At 34.5% G+C, this 15726-nt stretch carries 17 protein-coding genes and 1 pseudogene; all 18 read right to left on the bottom strand.

All coding sequences use genetic code 11. The features are described 5' to 3' along the window. Positions 1-7: 7 nt before the first annotated feature. The 18 genes and pseudogenes from LZ578_RS12110 to mobQ all read right to left on the bottom strand — a co-directional run bounded on the left by LZ578_RS12110 (position 8) and on the right by mobQ (position 15552). Entirely contained in the window at positions 8-289 is a 282-nt protein-coding gene (locus LZ578_RS12110) for a metal-sensitive transcriptional regulator (protein ID WP_235146542.1), read from the bottom strand. A 399-nt stretch (positions 290-688) separates the two neighbouring features. Continuing rightward, positions 689-1377: pseudogene (locus tag LZ578_RS12105) on the bottom strand (sulfite exporter TauE/SafE family protein). Positions 1378-2487: 1110 nt separating this feature from the next. Further along, positions 2488-2988 (bottom strand): hypothetical protein, encoded by a 501-nt coding sequence (locus LZ578_RS12100; protein WP_235146541.1) that lies wholly within the window; start codon positions 2986-2988, stop codon positions 2488-2490. Between the two features lie 16 nt (positions 2989-3004). After that, positions 3005-3844 carry a conjugal transfer protein TrbL family protein gene (locus tag LZ578_RS12095; protein ID WP_235146540.1) on the bottom strand — a complete coding sequence of 280 codons (840 nt, stop codon included), beginning with the start codon at positions 3842-3844 and terminating at the stop codon, positions 3005-3007. Next, positions 3832-5421: a VirD4-like conjugal transfer protein, CD1115 family gene (locus LZ578_RS12090; protein ID WP_235146539.1), complete on the bottom strand. Its 1590-nt coding sequence runs from the start codon at positions 5419-5421 to the stop codon at positions 3832-3834. Before LZ578_RS12090 ends, LZ578_RS12095 begins: the two co-directional genes overlap by 13 nt. Continuing rightward, positions 5418-5861, bottom strand: a complete 444-nt coding sequence (locus tag LZ578_RS12085) for a hypothetical protein (RefSeq protein WP_235146538.1) — start codon at positions 5859-5861, stop codon at positions 5418-5420. Before LZ578_RS12085 ends, LZ578_RS12090 begins: the two co-directional genes overlap by 4 nt. Before the next feature lie 15 nt (positions 5862-5876). Beyond that, positions 5877-6425, bottom strand: a complete 549-nt coding sequence (locus tag LZ578_RS12080; RefSeq protein ID WP_235146537.1) for a hypothetical protein — start codon at positions 6423-6425, stop codon at positions 5877-5879. A gap of 16 nt (positions 6426-6441) precedes the next feature. Beyond that, positions 6442-7434: a bifunctional lytic transglycosylase/C40 family peptidase gene (locus tag LZ578_RS12075; RefSeq protein WP_235146536.1), complete on the bottom strand. Its 993-nt coding sequence runs from the start codon at positions 7432-7434 to the stop codon at positions 6442-6444. A 13-nt stretch (positions 7435-7447) separates the two neighbouring features. After that, positions 7448-7747: a hypothetical protein gene (locus tag LZ578_RS12070; RefSeq protein ID WP_235146535.1), complete on the bottom strand. Its 300-nt coding sequence runs from the start codon at positions 7745-7747 to the stop codon at positions 7448-7450. Between the two features lie 58 nt (positions 7748-7805). After that, on the bottom strand, positions 7806-8819 hold the full coding sequence (locus tag LZ578_RS12065) for a type VII secretion protein EssB/YukC (protein ID WP_235146534.1): 1014 nt from the start codon (positions 8817-8819) through the stop codon (positions 7806-7808). A gap of 16 nt (positions 8820-8835) precedes the next feature. After that, the gene (locus LZ578_RS12060) at positions 8836-10803 is read right to left on the bottom strand and encodes a VirB4 family type IV secretion system protein (RefSeq protein WP_235146533.1); all 1968 of its coding nucleotides are present in this window, start codon (positions 10801-10803) and stop codon (positions 8836-8838) included. 15 nt (positions 10804-10818) lie between these two features. Further along, positions 10819-11481 (bottom strand): TrsD/TraD family conjugative transfer protein, encoded by a 663-nt coding sequence (trsD, locus tag LZ578_RS12055; RefSeq protein ID WP_235146532.1) that lies wholly within the window; start codon positions 11479-11481, stop codon positions 10819-10821. Between the two features lie 18 nt (positions 11482-11499). Continuing rightward, positions 11500-11844: a conjugal transfer protein gene (locus tag LZ578_RS12050; RefSeq protein ID WP_235146531.1), complete on the bottom strand. Its 345-nt coding sequence runs from the start codon at positions 11842-11844 to the stop codon at positions 11500-11502. A gap of 35 nt (positions 11845-11879) precedes the next feature. Further along, entirely contained in the window at positions 11880-12215 is a 336-nt protein-coding gene (locus tag LZ578_RS12045) for a CagC family type IV secretion system protein (protein WP_235146530.1), read from the bottom strand. Beyond that, entirely contained in the window at positions 12212-12790 is a 579-nt protein-coding gene (locus LZ578_RS12040) for a hypothetical protein (RefSeq protein ID WP_235146529.1), read from the bottom strand. The genes LZ578_RS12045 and LZ578_RS12040 overlap by 4 nt, the downstream gene beginning before the upstream one ends. 136 nt (positions 12791-12926) lie before the next feature. Beyond that, a complete protein-coding gene (locus tag LZ578_RS12035; RefSeq protein ID WP_235146528.1) occupies positions 12927-13481 on the bottom strand; it encodes a hypothetical protein in 555 nt (184 codons plus the stop codon). Between the two features lie 77 nt (positions 13482-13558). Then, positions 13559-14845, bottom strand: a complete 1287-nt coding sequence (locus tag LZ578_RS12030) for a hypothetical protein (RefSeq protein WP_235146527.1) — start codon at positions 14843-14845, stop codon at positions 13559-13561. After that, entirely contained in the window at positions 14812-15552 is a 741-nt protein-coding gene (gene mobQ / locus LZ578_RS12025; protein ID WP_235146526.1) for a MobQ family relaxase, read from the bottom strand. The genes LZ578_RS12030 and mobQ overlap by 34 nt, the downstream gene beginning before the upstream one ends. Positions 15553-15726 lie beyond the last annotated feature (174 nt).

Below are 15726 nucleotides of genomic sequence, written 5' to 3'. Positions count from 1 at the left end.
AATTCACCTAGTTTACTTTGTTGTATTGAGTTATGACTCGTTGTAGTTTTTCCATTTCCTCTTTTAATGTTGCACCTTCACTCACATGGATTAAGGCATGATCGGCTTGAGCTTCTAATAAGATTTGACTAATCTTTTGAATAGCTGACTTGGTGGAATTCAATTGAATGATCACCTCGGCATAATCTTTTTCATCTATAATCATTCTTTTAATACCTGAAACTTGGCCTTCAATTCGATTTAATCTTGTTACTAAGTTTTTTGTTCTGTGTTCAGATGAATGTGACATAATAATTCCTCTTTCCTTTACTTTACTATGCCCTCGGGGGGCATATCAATATTATAGTGACCAGTGGAGTATTAAACAAGATAAATATAGTTTATTTTTAACAAAATATAGCCATGAAATTTAAAAGGTCCTCCCAAAGATAAATTTAGAAATCAATTGTATTTTTATAGTAATATACAACTATTGACTTAAAATAGTAAATGTAGTCTTGCTGTAGCTATCAATACAGTACATCTTATTGATTAAAAAGGATAATTAGATTTAGACAGTGCCTTAGAGAGAAAACATCCTTGATTTGTCAGTCTTTTACTTGTTTTCTCGAGTTTGTTACAAATGGCATTAAGATAAACTCACTTGTTGAAATTCGAATGCATTTTAAGTTTGTTATCTGTTGGTAGATTAATTTATTAATAAAGAAATTCCCAGAAAAATAATTAGAATAAAAATATATCGTTTGAATTTATGAGTAGGTATTTTCCCATAAACAATTTTCCCAATTAAATGAGCAAAGAGTGTTAAAGGTAAAGAGAATACATATAATACAAGTAATTCTTTTGTCCAAAAACCTCCTAAAAAATGACCTAAAATAATAAAAGAACTGGACATTAAGAAATGAGCTTGCAAACTCTCTCTAAAAACAATTGGTTTCCAATCCCGCATCGTACCGTAAACAACAATTGGTATGCCATTCATATTATAGGCACTTCCGAGTGTTCCCGCCAAAAAACCAAAAAATTTGCCCATATTGGTCGATTTACCCATGAAGATTCTTGGAGTTCTCCTGTTTTCGCTTTTGTCAGTGAATAAATTCCATAGAAAACAAGAAAGATTCCTAAAATGAGAGTAATAATAGACTGCGATGCAAAGGTAACTAATAGTAAACCAATAGGAATCCCAACTAGCGTACCCATAGAAAGTTGTTTAAGAACTCCTCGATCAACATTTTCCCAACCGGATAAAATGGCTAAGATAGCAACAGAAAAGCCAGTTAATCCAACTAAAGCGATCGATGTTTTTAAATCCATCGGTAATAATGCTAACAAAGGCATACTCACAACTGAATCGCCGAAACCAAAAACAGCTCGCATTAAGGTGCCTAAAAAAACAGCGCTCACTGCTAGTAAAATAATCGTCGTATCCATAACAAACTCCTTTTAACGCTCTTTTATTTATTTTTAACTAATCTTTAAATTATAACATGAAAGGAGTTAAGACCCCAAAGCTCAGTTCTTATTGTGGTAAACTCACCTTCATTTTAGGATTCACTATTTGACATAGAATCATGTATTTAGAACCCCATACCTATTGGATTATCTTTTAATTTTGCTTTTCAACACACGATTACATAACATATTAAATGAAATCAAGTATCCATTATTTGAGAGGAGGTATCTTTTCAACAAGCTATAATGTGGGATCATTAAAAAGTTGGCAAAATAAAAATTCAAACAATTCGACAAAATTTCCGCTCTATAATTTGTTTCAGCAAAGGGCTTTGTACACTAAAAATGAACGGAATCAAAAAGAAGTCGAGGAGTGGACGAGTCAAAAAAGGGTTTGAAATTTTAGGCTCTTGACCGTAGCCTTTGTTTTTAAAGAACAAAAAAAGAGTAGAAGCTACAATCTATTGATTGATTGCTGCTCCTACTCTTTTATCTACTCATATATAAGGGTACTTCACGTATTTTGGTTTATGATTACCTTTATAAGAAGCTTGTACGTTGCGGTACTAATATAGTTCTACTATTGGCTGATAGAATGTTTCCTATAACTTGATTGCTTCTTTTATTGACCTTGCAACAAACTTTCTGTATTCATCTACACCATGATTTTTAAATTAATAGGGCAAGATTTCATCTTTACAGGTTATTTCCATATAGACAATATCATAATCAGATGAATGTTCTAGCCCATATACTCTACTCGTTCCGTTTGATACAATTTCAATAATTTCCAATTAGTTCGTTCAATATCTTCTTTTTCAAAAGATTGAAAAAGTGACATGACATCTTTGTTTTGACTATCTTCAGATAGATATACTTCTCCGCTTTTTATATCGGTTACATGATAATCAACAAATGTTTCTAGTCATCTTTTTTTAAAGTTTTGTCTTTTATTTCTGGCTCTACATTTTTTTCATTTAGACTTTTAGTACACTGTTATTTTTACTTTGTTGTCTATTCCTTTGAATAGTTGGTTTATAATTCTAAAATATTATTAATTTTCCATGTACCATTTTCTTTTATCATTTCAATATAGCCACTTGGTCGACTTGGAGATTCTGAACTTATATAGAAAGTTACCGTTTCTTTTTCAGTATCTAGCTCATCGTCTTTTATTATCATCTTATTCCAAAATACTCCGTTTTCATCATTTGTAACTGCTAAAAACAGAAAATGTTTACCTATTTTTAAGTAGTCTTTTTCAATATCAAATTCTAATTCTTCTAATTTGTAAGGTAAAATATTTTGTTTGAAGTTTTCTGAGAAGTATTTTTGTTGTTCTTTCTCAAAAAAATTAGTTACTTCTTTTTCAGTATAAGTTTCTAGAACTTTTTCCTTTTTATCAAATGTACCCAAAAATTCATTAAGTGTTGTTCTACTATCTTGAATAGCTGTTTGCGGGTCGAATTTATCTTGACAACCGCTTAACGTTATAAGAACAATCAAACTTAAAACACTAAGAATTATTTTTTTCACGTTACTCATTCCTTCTCTATCTTGACTTATACATGGCATAATTTACTACTGTTCGTGCCATTCCCATACCGCTACGCCCTGCTCCACTTGAATACCAAATACTTTTAACAATGGACGGACCACTGATAACCAATGCCCCTGAACCAATCATTGCTGGAAGTTTTGTCCATAACGTATCGCCACTTAATGCTAATGCTTCTGTAAATAGTAACATAGACAAACATAACGTAATCAACGTAACTACGTGGGAAAGAATATCTCTCCACCAATTATCCATGAAGTTAAAATTATCGGTTACAATTGATATAGCACATAAAGGCGATATGATTTCGTCCATAGTTATTTGTGCTAATGTAATGACTGTTTTAATAACAAAGAAGCCTAAAACAATCAATATAAAAACCCAAACTAAAACAACACTCATAGTAGAATTAAACACTTGAACAAAATTTTCTGATTCCATTAATTTATCCACTTGATCTATACTTACAACACCCATATTTTCAATAAAGTAGTTTCCAAACGGTTTCACAACATAATTCATGCTTAGTGAAATAACTAAAGGCATCAATACCAATAGTCCACCTGCTTTAACGGACTGAACAAGTGTCCACCAAATATTTGCTTCTTGACTTCCTTCTGCTTCTGAAAGTAATTGTGTAATGACTTTTCCCAAACAAACCGCAACCAACATTATACCACCGAAAAAAACAAAAAGATTATAAGCTTTCAACGCATAGCCGCCTAAACCGTCATAATTGAATAGTACATGTTGTAAGAAATTAGAAAACATCTCAACTAATTCCTTTAGCCACGTTGTGAACATACTTAATACTTTTTCGCCTATTTTGTCCATGTGTTTTTTTCCTTTCTATTCTTCTTTTGCCTCTCCATACTCTGCGAATGAACTTTTAAGAGCTTCTTGTTTATTTCTTTCTTGTTCTTTTTTTCTTCTTCTTCTTTTTTCTCTTTTGCTATTTTATCTTGTTTCTGTTTTTCTTTTATTCGGTCTTGTTTTTCTTTTTCCTTTTTTTCACTTGCTTGGTTAAATTCTTCCGTTAGTTTTTCTAACCGTTCTAGTTGCTTTGGATTGGTATTTTTTTCATAGTCAGACTGGTTTAATAACTCTTTTGGTTGAGGGAATAGATCAAACTGAAAAGCTTTTTTTGTCTTGATAGGGGGAAGATTAGAAAACACAATGATTTGTGTATCATCTGGCATACTGGTTATTTCGCCTGCGGTCATTAAATCACGACCAGAATATCCTTCATTATCTGAATGACTAGTACTACTGCCTTCTTGTTTTGAGTTTTTAGAAGCACTTTTATTACTGGTCGCAACTTTTACAGTCGCTTTATCTAACAATTCAGAAAAATATTTAGCGGTCGTATTATTCGCAGCGTTCATACAAATTTTGATCGAACAGTTCCCTAAGATACTTTCGGCTTTCTCTTTATTGTACTTATCTTGTAGCTGTGTAAGACTTTGAATAATTGTTGCTACTCCAATGCCATAGCCCCGACAAGTCGCTAAAAACTCTTCATAATTGGTAAACGTTCCTAAGTTGACAAATTCATCAAGGATAAAATCAACCGATACAGGCAACTTGGAATGTTGTTCAGAAGCTAATTCATAGAGCTGATCGAATATCTGGGAGAAAAAAATGTTGGTTAACCCTTCCCAACTCGTGTCCATGACAGGAATGATGACATATAACATGGTTTTCTTTCTTCCGATTTCTTGTAAGTTAAAATCACTGAAACTGGTAAAGTTTGAAACGGTTTGATTGATATAGTTAGAAATGGTTGTGAGTAAAGAAACAATAATACTCCCTTTCATATCGCCACGAGATTTTTTATACCCTAATTCGTACAACCGTTTTGCAGGGTGGTCTAATCGAAGAGAAGAAAAAACAAGGTCTAGTTCACTTTCTTTATCGTCTGATTGTGCTTCATTTGTGGATTGCAAGAAATCAACTAACCCCGCCATATTTCGATTCTCTGGTGCTAATTCGTACTTTACATATAAGATTAGGGCAGAGAGTAAGGAACGTTGCGAGTAGTACCAAATATCCTTTTTACCGTCCTTATTAGAACTATCTACAATCTTTGTAGCAACATTGGTTGCGTCTAGATCACTTGTAACATAGTCAATGGGATTGTAGCGGTCTGATTGTTCCATTTTACTGAAATTAATCACATGAACATCATAACCTTGTCGTCTTTTAAATTCTGCTGTATGTTCGTATACTTCTCCTTTCGGGTCGGTTACGACAATACTATTTTCTGTTTCGTTTAAAACGTTGGTAATCACAAAGCCCTGTGTCTTATAAGAACCGGGACCCCCTACCACCATAATATTACGATTGGGTTTGCTATCGGTTGGCTGAATAATATAGTCGTTTTTTACAAAACCTAAAATCGTTCCTGTCATGAGTGTTCCTCCTTTGTGAGAGAGTTTTTAAAATCAGTTTGAATACTTTCTTTTGATTTTTTAAAAAAATTAGAGGTCTGAAACAACTCTTTTAATGTTCCCCAACGTGCAGAACCATGATAGGTATTGCTTTCTTCTGTTTCCCACCCCTCTTTCTTGGAATTGCTTTTGCTGTTCGCATACAGAGAATAAACAAGAGCCACAATCGTTCCAATAATAAGAAAGGGGTTCTTTTCTTCCCAATTACTTTTGATAAAGGTTCCTAAATGCGTAAAGGTGTTGGTAATATTCTCTAAAAGTACGGTACTCGTTATATCTAACTTATATTGAGACAAGGTATTCAATCCCACTAATGCGGTAATGATGATTGCTTCTAGTAGAAGAAAAGAAACGATGATCCAACTCATTTTTTTTAGCAAAGCTTTACTTTTCGTATTCATCTTTGTACCTCCCCTTTATTCATTGGTGGGTGTTCCACTAAATACATCAACATTGTCAATCACATATTCGTTTTCTCGTTCGGTTAAATGAATGATGAAAACATTTTTAAAGGTAGTGGGTTCGTTATCTGCGACTTGATAGAGAATATCTGTTACATGAACAAACGAGTTCGGTTCGGCAGGGTTCACATAGGTTACATAGTTTCTAGCACTACTTTTAATCGGTACAGTCGGTTGTTCACTTGCCCCTGCTCCACTTAATTTATTAATCACATCTAAAGAAAAGTATTTTTCTATTTCTTCAAAACGTGATTGGTAGTTATCTTCGTTGTAATTTAAGTAATAAGAAAAAGCGGAATTAATAAATTTTGTTTTCTCGGCTATTTCTGTTGTATTATTTCCGTTCTCTTGTAGGTCAAGAGTATGCTTCAAGTCTGTAATTTCTGTTTCGTATGCTTGAATGGTATCTGCTTTCGTTTGATTATCTTGATATAAACCAAACAAGGAAATAACCGCTAATAGTAGTAAAACAGCTTCACTAATCATCATAATTGTTTTTTTCATCTGGTACTCTCCTTTGCTACGCTTTAAAATCTACGATTCGTCCATATCCTGCAATATGCGGTTCCCAATACGTACTATGAATATCTGCATACTTTAAAGGGTCGCCTGCATTGAACATCAGGCCATTTCCCATATACATACCTACATGAGTGATATAGTCAGGCGAATCATAGGTACTGTGAAAGAAAACTAGATCTCCTGCTTGTAGTTCATCTTCGGTTACTTTTTTAGAAAAATCATATTGTGCTTGGGCGGTTCGTGGTACGTTTACCCCAATTTTTGGAAATAAGTAGTACCACAATCCGCTACAATCAAAAGAGGTAGAAGGACTGGCTCCTCCAAACACATAGGGCATACCTTCGTATTGTTCGAACATCTTTTGAAAGTCTGCTAATTCTCCTGTTACAACTACGGTAGTTCCTTCTGATGAACCCATATACTGTTTTACGTTTGCAACATAATTAGGGTCTCCATATACAATCCACCCTGTTTTAGCTTTCATCTGATTAGAAAATTGTTGTGCTAATTCGGTTGTAAATACGCCCCCATTTTCTGCTACAAAAGGAATGAACCCATTCCCCATATTGTAAGCTTGAATGGCTGTATCGGTATCTACGTTTGATTGTTCCGCTTCTGCCATGACTTCCGCAAAGTATTTAACCCCTACCTCAATGGAATAGAGAGGGTCTTGTATCGTATTGGGGGGAAGCCCTAAACTCTCGCTTGATTGCATCACATCAAGAGAACCAACCCCACCGCTTTCTTGGGTCGTAATCGCTAAGAGAACATGGATATGTTCTTCTAACCCATATTTTTTTAGTTCTTCTTCGATAAGAGGTTGATATTGCAGGACTGCTTGTGGGATTTGACCTGCTCCGTACCTTCCCAAAGCACTTTGCTCTTTTTCTTCTTTCTGGAAAAAAGCTACGGACAAGCCGATTAGAACGAGTAGACCGATTACCACGACTACAATAGGTTTTATATATCGTATAAAAAAACCTTTTTTCATAGACGTTCCCTCCTTATTCCTTGTTTTCTTTCAAGTCTTGTAGTTCTTTTTGAAGGGTTTCTTTTTCTTTTTGGTCTTTTGATTCATCTATTTTTTTCTGCTTCTCGTCGATTTGCTTTTGTAAGTCTGCTTGTTCTTGTTCGTGGTTTTCTTTTTCTGATTCAGCTATCGTAATAATTTCGCTCATTTCCTTGTTTTGAGGGTATTTTTCAGCTACTTTTTTAGCGTTGGTTAAGTCGCCCCCTTCAAGAAAAGCACGAGCTAATCGGATCGCTGTTTGTTCATCTTTCAAAAAATTTAAAGTATGTAGCATAGCGTTTGGATCGCCCTTCACAATCCCTTTTTCATCTTCTAGTTTAGCTTGTTGTTTTTCATTTAGCTTTTTTACCGTTTAAATCTAAGAGGGTTTCTTTTTGTTCTCGTTCATACAAGTTTTCAATGACAGATTCAAGAGACGTTGGGTCAACCGTCAACGCTTGCTGATACTGTTCTTTCTCGATTAGGTCGGTTGCTAGCTGTTTTTTGTCATAGTCGATTTTTTCGTACAAGCCTACTGCTTTGTTGTAGTTTCCCTTGTAAAACTGTTCATTCGCTTGTAACAAGGTATCTTTTTTATCAAGCTGTTGGTGGTAGTTGGCGGTTAATTGTGTGGCTTGTCCGCTTACTCGAACCCCTAACAAGCTAAACCCTACTAAAGAAAGAGCAATCACTCCCCCTAACCAGTACCGATAGTTCCGTTTAATTTTATTTTCTGATTTTTTTCGATTCTCGATATAGCCATACGTAATAAAATCATTGCTCTGTTTAATCAAAGCGAGTAAGTCTGGGACAGTCGGTTGTTGGTAGAGTTCTTTGATTAATTCATTTCCTTCTTTACGAACATCTTTCGGACTGTTCAGACATTTCTCATAAGGAAGATCACTTAGTAAGCTGACAATCAATGCTCGATAACGTTCCATACTAGTATGGGTATCTTTTGGCATAAAGCGATTGGCTACATACGTGTAACGAATGGTTTGCATGGGGTGATAGTAAATAGTGGAAGGATTCAATGAAATATAAAGGTCCGATCTGGTATACTGGTCTTGTATATCCTGTTCTAGTATTTCCTGTGCAATGGACAACTTGACAGGGTATGCTTCGGTTTTAATTTGTGTCAGGTTTTTTAGTTGGCTACTTTTTTCATAAAGAAAAGAGAAACTAGCTTCTGATTCCTGGACATTCCCCAGTTTTAGAAAGAGCGGATCTTCTTTCGTCGGAAGATTCGTTCTTTCTTTTTCTATATCGGGAGTGAATAGGGAGTGTTCCATTTCGATTTTTACTTGGTTTTCTTCTTCTATAACGGTTCCAAACTCAAATGCGTATACTTTAAAATTCTTTTTCATTCTATCCATCTCCTTTTTAAAACTGGAAGGAACGTGCTTCTTCTTCTTCAATGGCAGTCATTTTAATTCGTTCTTCATAGTTGGGTATACTTTCTGCGTACCGTTCGTAGTACTGTTTAGGGTCAATCAGTCGTAGTTCTTCTTGGGAAAGAGATACTTTCATAAAAGCTCGTTTTGAACCGTTTATAATCAAGGCTTCTCCTTGTTTTTTCTTTTCTAACAATTTTCGTTCTTTTTTGGAAAAGGTAATTCTTAATTTTTGTTCAATATCATCTAACCCTTTACTGTCTAGCCCAAAGAACAACTTAGTATAACTATTCCCGATAATCGCTTCGCCTACATTTTTCCCGTTTTCCATGGTTCCATCTAACACATCTTGAATTTGCTGGGTGCCTGCAATGGCTCCTGCATTGTATTTTCGAAACCGCTTGTACGCTTGATAGAAAAAACTAGAAGCGTCAGGATTTTGTGTGAGGAAATGAAACTCATCGACAAACAATTTAATATTTTCGGTTTTATTTTTTGTGATTTCGTCCCACAAAAAACTAAACGTATTGAGATAGGCTGCGCCTTGAATATCCGCTTCATTCTGTAAGGCTTTTAAGTCAAACGATAGTACCTCTGTTTGCACATCTATATTGGTGTGTCCATTAAAAAGAGTGGTAGAACCATTCACATAGCTATCTAAGATAAAATAAAAATCTCTAATGATTTCGAACCGTTCGTGATCTTCTGTACTCACTTTCATTCGTTCCATTTGTTTATACACGTCAGACAGAATAGGCCACTGCTCATGGTGAATCTCTGTAATGCTTCGATACGCTAATACGCCACTATTTCGATAACAATCCCGTAACACATAATCTAAAATACTTTTTTCTACTTTTGATAAGTCCGGTTTCAAAATTTGAAAGAAACCTTTTACTCGTTGAATTTTGTCTTTGATTAATAGTTCCATATTGACCCTTTGGTCTGTATCTAGTTCTTCTGAATACACTTCTAACGGATTGATTTTTGTTGGGGAATTACTACTTAAGTGAACGACTTGACCGCCGAACCGTTCTACGATTTCTGTATATTCATTCTCTGGGTCAATGATAAAAACTTTCACGCCTTTGGCAATGTAGCGTAAGATTTTCTGTTTCATATAGGTAGTTTTCCCTACTCCGCTCGTTCCAATCACCACCATATTTTGATTCAGTACCGTTCGTTCATCTAAATAATCAATCGCAATGAGGCTGTTGGTATCTTTATTGATTCCTTCAATATCGCAATGCGGAGTGAGTTCCAACACTTCGGCATCATCAAACGGAAAAACACTACTGGCCACTTCTGTATTCGACTGTTTGAACGTGTAATCCGATAAAAGATTTTCTCCAATCGGCATGGCGGACCAAAACGCTTGATACTGCGCTTTAATAGGATTCATATACTTTAATTGTAGTTTAGAGAGCGTATTTTCTACGCTGTCGGTTAGAGCGTTCAGTTCTTCCAAACTTTCTCCTTGTAAAAAAACATACATGTGTTGGTACAGGTAGGTCACTTCACTATCTAAATATTTGTTCAACTGCATATTAGCGGTTTGAATCGCTTGTTGAAGCTTTTTCTTTTTCAAGGGATCATAGACGTCTAGGATTTCTGCTTCTTTATTCTTAATCGTTTTGTTATAGTACTCCACCATTTGCCGGGCATTGCTACTTTCAAAATCTTGTATGATGGTAATATTTCCCTTTTTTCGTTTCAGTTCGGAAAGCCAATTCCCTTTTTTCATTTTCGGATAGTCAATAATCGCTAGCACTTTAATGTAGTTATCGCCACTTTCAATGTGGTCTGAAAACTCTTCCCAACTGAACGGATAAATACTTTGAATGGCGTTTGTGTCTAAAAAATCATCTAAGCTGCTCAAATCTTCTGGTCGCTCTACTCCAAATTCATTTTCTTCTCGCTCATTTTTTTCTTCTTTTTTCTTTGGAAATAAGAACATACCATCCCTCCTTTTTTAGTGTCCTGAAAAGTTGACCAAGTTTTTTAAAACAGCGAGTACTTCGTCACTATGAAGCTTATTCGCTTGTAAATCATAGCCATCAAACGCATTTTCTAGTCGATTGATGGTCTGGGTAACTTTGTCGTCTAAATCTACGCTTGCTTTGTTTAAAGAGAGATACGTTTTATTTTTGATCGGCTGTTTCACGACCAATAAATGTTTCTTGGTACTCATTTCTTGTGCCTGCATTTTTACAGAAAGATCGTCAATGTAAGAAGCAATCAACTTCGCACGTTCACGATTACTATTCTCTTTGTCTTTTTCTTGTAAATACCGCTTTTTGTAACTTAATAGGTAATCATCTACATCAACGGGAATCGTCATATCAAGGTACTGTTGTTGTTCGTTGGAAGAATCTCCTAACGTGGTCATGAGAAAGGTATTATACGTGTCAAAAACATCTGTCTGCTCTTCCTCGTTCAATAGCTCAAGGTTTATACCGGATGTTTCAATAATCGCTACTAGGTAGCCTGATTTCGTTACTAGAAAGCTTTTATAAATTGCTTGTATCAAACTCATATCCGTGATCGTTTGTGTGCCACTATTTATCTTTCGTGGGGTATACGTATACGCTAAATCATCTGCTTTTTTTGCTTGGGGTCGTTTCATTGCCATCATATCGTCCTCCTTTCTTCTTCATCTTCTTTTCCGTTTTTCTTTAAAGAATAAATGTTGTCGCTTCCCATAGTTGCTTTTCATCTTGATGTAGTCCGTTAGTTTCACATTACTTCGATAGTGGACCGGTTTAGAAGAAAGAACAGCTAAGACAATGGTTAAAATAAAAATAACGAGAATGACTTTGCTTACTACGAACGTAAAGCTGTGCGGTGGAATAAAAATAAAGAGCAATCCAACCGCTACAGTAGGAACAACATATAAACTAATTTCTTTGAGAGATAACCCTAAGAAAACGCCATAGGAAGAATCAACGTTTTCAGGGAATATAAAAGTCTTTGCTTCCGTTTTCTTCTTATCTGGCATGATAGTCTCCCCTTACCTTTGAGTGATAACTGTCTTTATTGGAATAAACCATAGACCCAAGGAACGATCCAAACAATCGCAGCCCCAATGGCAACCAATCCTAAAACACGTCCAACGGCTTTGTAGACTTCGTTCTTTTCTTGAGGGTCATCCGCACTGGGCATTCGTTTGATAATGACAAACAAGGCAACACAGATCCCTACAATGACAATTAGGCCTGTCAGAAGCGTTTGAACGGTATTGCCTACTTCTGTTAACCGGGATTGAATTTCACCTGCTCCTGTCGCATAAGCGATTCTTTCTGGAACACTGAAAGCAGCTAGTGTTGAAATGGCCGAAATATACCCTACTAATTTTTTATTGAATTTCATGATTCATCTTCCCTTCTTCTTGTCAACGTTCTCGTTTGTTGTTGCATTCGTTCTTTTTCTAGTGGTTGCTGTTGTTGTTGGTTTGCTAGTTGGTCTTTTTGGTAGTGGTTTAATTTTTGGTCTAACTCTCCTCTGGACGGTTCATAGTCCGATACTCGAACCAACTTGTCTCTTAAAAATGTTCCTACATAAAAAACGGGCTGTTCGCCTTCTTCTTTTTTTTCGATGACCTGTAATTGATCTTCGTATTTCTCTACTGCTGTATCTCGTTCAATCGAAAAACATTCTAAAAAGCCTTCTGTGATTCCTTGTCCTGCAAATGCTAACTCATTGATAAACGAGTTATTTCTTGGATTGGCTCTTGAAAAATCTATGGTCTTTATTGTTTCTATTGCTTCTTCATTTCCTTTATCCAGGTTATGTTCGTGTAGATAGGAAAGGAAGGGATCTTTGTGGAGAGAAAAACTTGTAGAAAGTTGTTCACGAATCGCTTTGTGTCGTTTTTCGTTTCTTTTTTCTTTTGATTCCCCTTTCTCATAGGACACTGTAACCCCATCTTTGAATCTTTCCAACATATTTTTTCACTTCCTTTCTAAGTATATTATAAAAAATGTCTTTAATTTCCATTTATTATAATTAAAGTATAAAGAAAAAAGCTTTCAGAATCAAGGGATAACGAACATGTAGTACCTTTAATTCTCGTAAGCTTATCTATTTTAGAAAGGTTCTTAAAGCTTTGATCTGTTGTTCAATGATAGTGGATCTTTTAGCTGTTTCAATATCTTTCAAACATTCCATGTTCGATTGAGTTAAATAGACTCCTTTTCTAACCTTATTATTTGTATGATCTACACGTGGTTCACAAGAAAGAGAATGTATGAAAGAGTAATTAAGGAAGGTGGTTTGGCTAATTCCTGTCTTTTCAGAAAACTTTTCTAACCAGTCAACTAAGTCTTTATCAATGGAATAAATGGAGGTTATTTTGGGCTGTTTTTTATCAATTTCTTTCCAATCCAATGTTTCCTCTTCTAAAAGTACGTTTAAAAATGCCGATATATAGTCATCAAGCGTAAAGAAATATCTCTTTTTGTGTTTAAAGATCGTTTGCATGTACGATGACAGCATAATATAAAATGTTTCCGTTTCATTATCTTTTTTTGTTTTTTCTAACTGTTCATGGATTTGATCTTCTGACAATATAGAATCTTGATATAAAAAAATAGTTAGAAGAATCATATTCGTGCGATTGGAAGCCAAATAATTCATTCTTCCCATCAGCTTTCGATAATTTTTTTTGTTAACGATACTTCTACCCTCCTTTTCATGCTTCCTCTCCTTCCCCATTACAGATGAGGTGTTCGTATTTTTGTTTTTTTATTCTTTTTATCTTGAACCGATTGAATTGCTTGAGGTGCTTTTTTATTTATTTTTTCTGCTTTTCTTCTTGCGTTGTCTTCACTGGCTCTTAATAGATTATCATATAGATGTCCATTCTTTGCAAGCTTCTCTAGTAAACTAGGGGAAGAACCAATCCCCTCTCCCTGTTCCATAGAGCCATCTACTGAAAGGTCTGGATTATGGTCTACTTCATTTAAAAATAGTGTTTTGGTAGCTTCGTTTGATACCGTATCAAAAATTTCTTTCTGATGATAATCACTTTCTAAGGCTTGCCTATCCTCTTGAGTAAATGACCCATTCTCTAGCTTATGGATAAAGTGTAGTCCAATTTTTTGGTCGTAGGTTGTATACTTACTAATGAATTTTTCTTGGCTTGCTTCAACCAATTTTGTATAGGATAAAGTATTTCCATAATAATGAATCGCTTTGGATAATTCTTCTCTTTCTCCAAAGTTAAGTTCCGATAAATCGGCTGTTGGATAAGAGGAAAAAATCGTTTGATTATAATAAGTAGACATAAGTTCTTTCGTATTTAATTGTAAATCTTGATAACTATATAACTTTTTAAATTCTTCTTTTTTATCCTCTGATAAGTTCTGAACGGTATCTTGATGGACATTATTTTCTTTATAAAATTCATCTAATTTTTTAGTAGCGACTACGATTGCTCGGTTGTATTCGATAGATGGTTTCACATATGGATTTTTTGAAATGGTTTTTAATAGATCCTTAACTTCATTATCTCTAGATTCACTTAGAATCGAAACAACTTCTTCCATTTCTAAAACTTGATCTACTTCTAATGACCGTTTTGCGATATTCATTTGAGTATATTTTGAAAAATGATGGTCAATAAGTTCTGGATAATATTTTTCAAATATTCGTAGATATTGTTTTTCTAAAATCTCTTTTCCTCTTTCCACATTTTCTTTTGTAAATTCTATTTTATCTATAACAGAAGAATCAAAGTTATCCGGTCTAATAATTTTATTGATAGCTTCTGTACGTTGCCAATTTTTTATCATTCTTTCTTTATCAATCAGATTATCATAGTTGACAAATACTTTTAGATTCTTAGCAATGACTTTCAATTCTCCTTTTTCTTTAGGTGACAAAGGATTCATAATAACGTGAATAGTTGTAGTAGAATTTTCTTTTTGTCTATTATAATTTTCTTTTTTTATTTGTCTGTTTTGTTCTACACGTTCGCTGACTTCTCCTCGTTTTTCCATTTCTCTAGCAACATATCCTTCATGAATCGTTGCTTTTTTTCTTCTCCTAACTCCATGTAACTTTTTTCAGAAATACGTTCTTTGCTACCTGCTTGTTCTAAATACATATTCGTTAGAGTAGCCCAATTTTCTCTCCATGATTTCATGTTTTTCTTATCGTCCCAGTCAGTAAAATTATCTTTTCTTGACCGAATATTTCCTGCTTTCGTTTTTTGTTTTTCTCCTTGTTCATCTAAGATATAAATAATTTTAGATTTATTCCCCCACGTTCCATCTTGATTAAATGGACGCGTTGTTAACATAACATGGAAGTGTGGATTGCCTCTATCATCTCTATGAATAGAAACATCAGCTACCATTCCTTTATCAACAAAATTCGTTTGAACATATTCTTTTGTTAATTTTAATTGTTCCTCTTTTGATAACTCTATTGGTAAGGCAATATTAAATTCTCTAGCTAGTTGTGAAGTTTTATATGTTTCTACTTTTTCAACTTCATTCCATAATTTTTCACGATTCAAACACCATTCAGGCGCATGTTCAGGTTTTAAAATAAAAGTTTCTGGTTTCATTTCTCTTACATAGAAATTCGATTCTCCATACCGTTCACTATATAATCTTTCGCCACTTCTATAAGAAGCACTGGCAGTCGCAGATTGTCCTTTTCCTCTTGAAATAGTTGTAGCACTTAGATGATAGATAGCCATAGTATAGAGTTCTCCTTTCCTTCTACATGAGCGTAGCGAATTTTTTAAATGCAAAGCATTTTTCACACATTCTTTAAGCAATTACATCAACATTTATGATGATGTATAAGTGCGCCCTTTACTTAATTCCTATTTTACCATCTTTCTATTCATTCGACAATATTTTAATGGTAT

Origin of the sequence: Jeotgalibaca sp. MA1X17-3 (genome assembly GCF_021513155.1) — a bacterium.
In the GTDB taxonomy this organism is placed as follows: Bacteria; Bacillota; Bacilli; order Lactobacillales; family Aerococcaceae; genus Jeotgalibaca.
This window is presented reverse-complemented; position numbering and strand designations above follow the sequence as displayed.

Coding starts and splice junctions, on each gene's coding strand:
- LZ578_RS12110 (WP_235146542.1), bottom strand. CDS start 289: ATGTCACATTCATCTGAACACAGAACAAAAAACTTAGTAACAAGATTA.
- LZ578_RS12095 (WP_235146540.1), bottom strand. CDS start 3,844: ATGGACAAAATAGGCGAAAAAGTATTAAGTATGTTCACAACGTGGCTA.
- LZ578_RS12090 (WP_235146539.1), bottom strand. CDS start 5,421: ATGACAGGAACGATTTTAGGTTTTGTAAAAAACGACTATATTATTCAG.
- LZ578_RS12085 (WP_235146538.1), bottom strand. CDS start 5,861: ATGAATACGAAAAGTAAAGCTTTGCTAAAAAAAATGAGTTGGATCATC.
- LZ578_RS12080 (WP_235146537.1), bottom strand. CDS start 6,425: ATGAAAAAAACAATTATGATGATTAGTGAAGCTGTTTTACTACTATTA.
- LZ578_RS12075 (WP_235146536.1), bottom strand. CDS start 7,434: ATGAAAAAAGGTTTTTTTATACGATATATAAAACCTATTGTAGTCGTG.
- LZ578_RS12070 (WP_235146535.1), bottom strand. CDS start 7,747: ATGCTACATACTTTAAATTTTTTGAAAGATGAACAAACAGCGATCCGA.
- LZ578_RS12065 (WP_235146534.1), bottom strand. CDS start 8,819: ATGAAAAAGAATTTTAAAGTATACGCATTTGAGTTTGGAACCGTTATA.
- LZ578_RS12060 (WP_235146533.1), bottom strand. CDS start 10,803: ATGTTCTTATTTCCAAAGAAAAAAGAAGAAAAAAATGAGCGAGAAGAA.
- trsD (WP_235146532.1), bottom strand. CDS start 11,481: ATGATGGCAATGAAACGACCCCAAGCAAAAAAAGCAGATGATTTAGCG.
- LZ578_RS12050 (WP_235146531.1), bottom strand. CDS start 11,844: ATGCCAGATAAGAAGAAAACGGAAGCAAAGACTTTTATATTCCCTGAA.
- LZ578_RS12045 (WP_235146530.1), bottom strand. CDS start 12,215: ATGAAATTCAATAAAAAATTAGTAGGGTATATTTCGGCCATTTCAACA.
- LZ578_RS12040 (WP_235146529.1), bottom strand. CDS start 12,790: ATGTTGGAAAGATTCAAAGATGGGGTTACAGTGTCCTATGAGAAAGGG.
- LZ578_RS12035 (WP_235146528.1), bottom strand. CDS start 13,481: ATGAATTATTTGGCTTCCAATCGCACGAATATGATTCTTCTAACTATT.
- LZ578_RS12030 (WP_235146527.1), bottom strand. CDS start 14,845: ATGGAAAAACGAGGAGAAGTCAGCGAACGTGTAGAACAAAACAGACAA.
- mobQ (WP_235146526.1), bottom strand. CDS start 15,552: ATGGCTATCTATCATCTAAGTGCTACAACTATTTCAAGAGGAAAAGGA.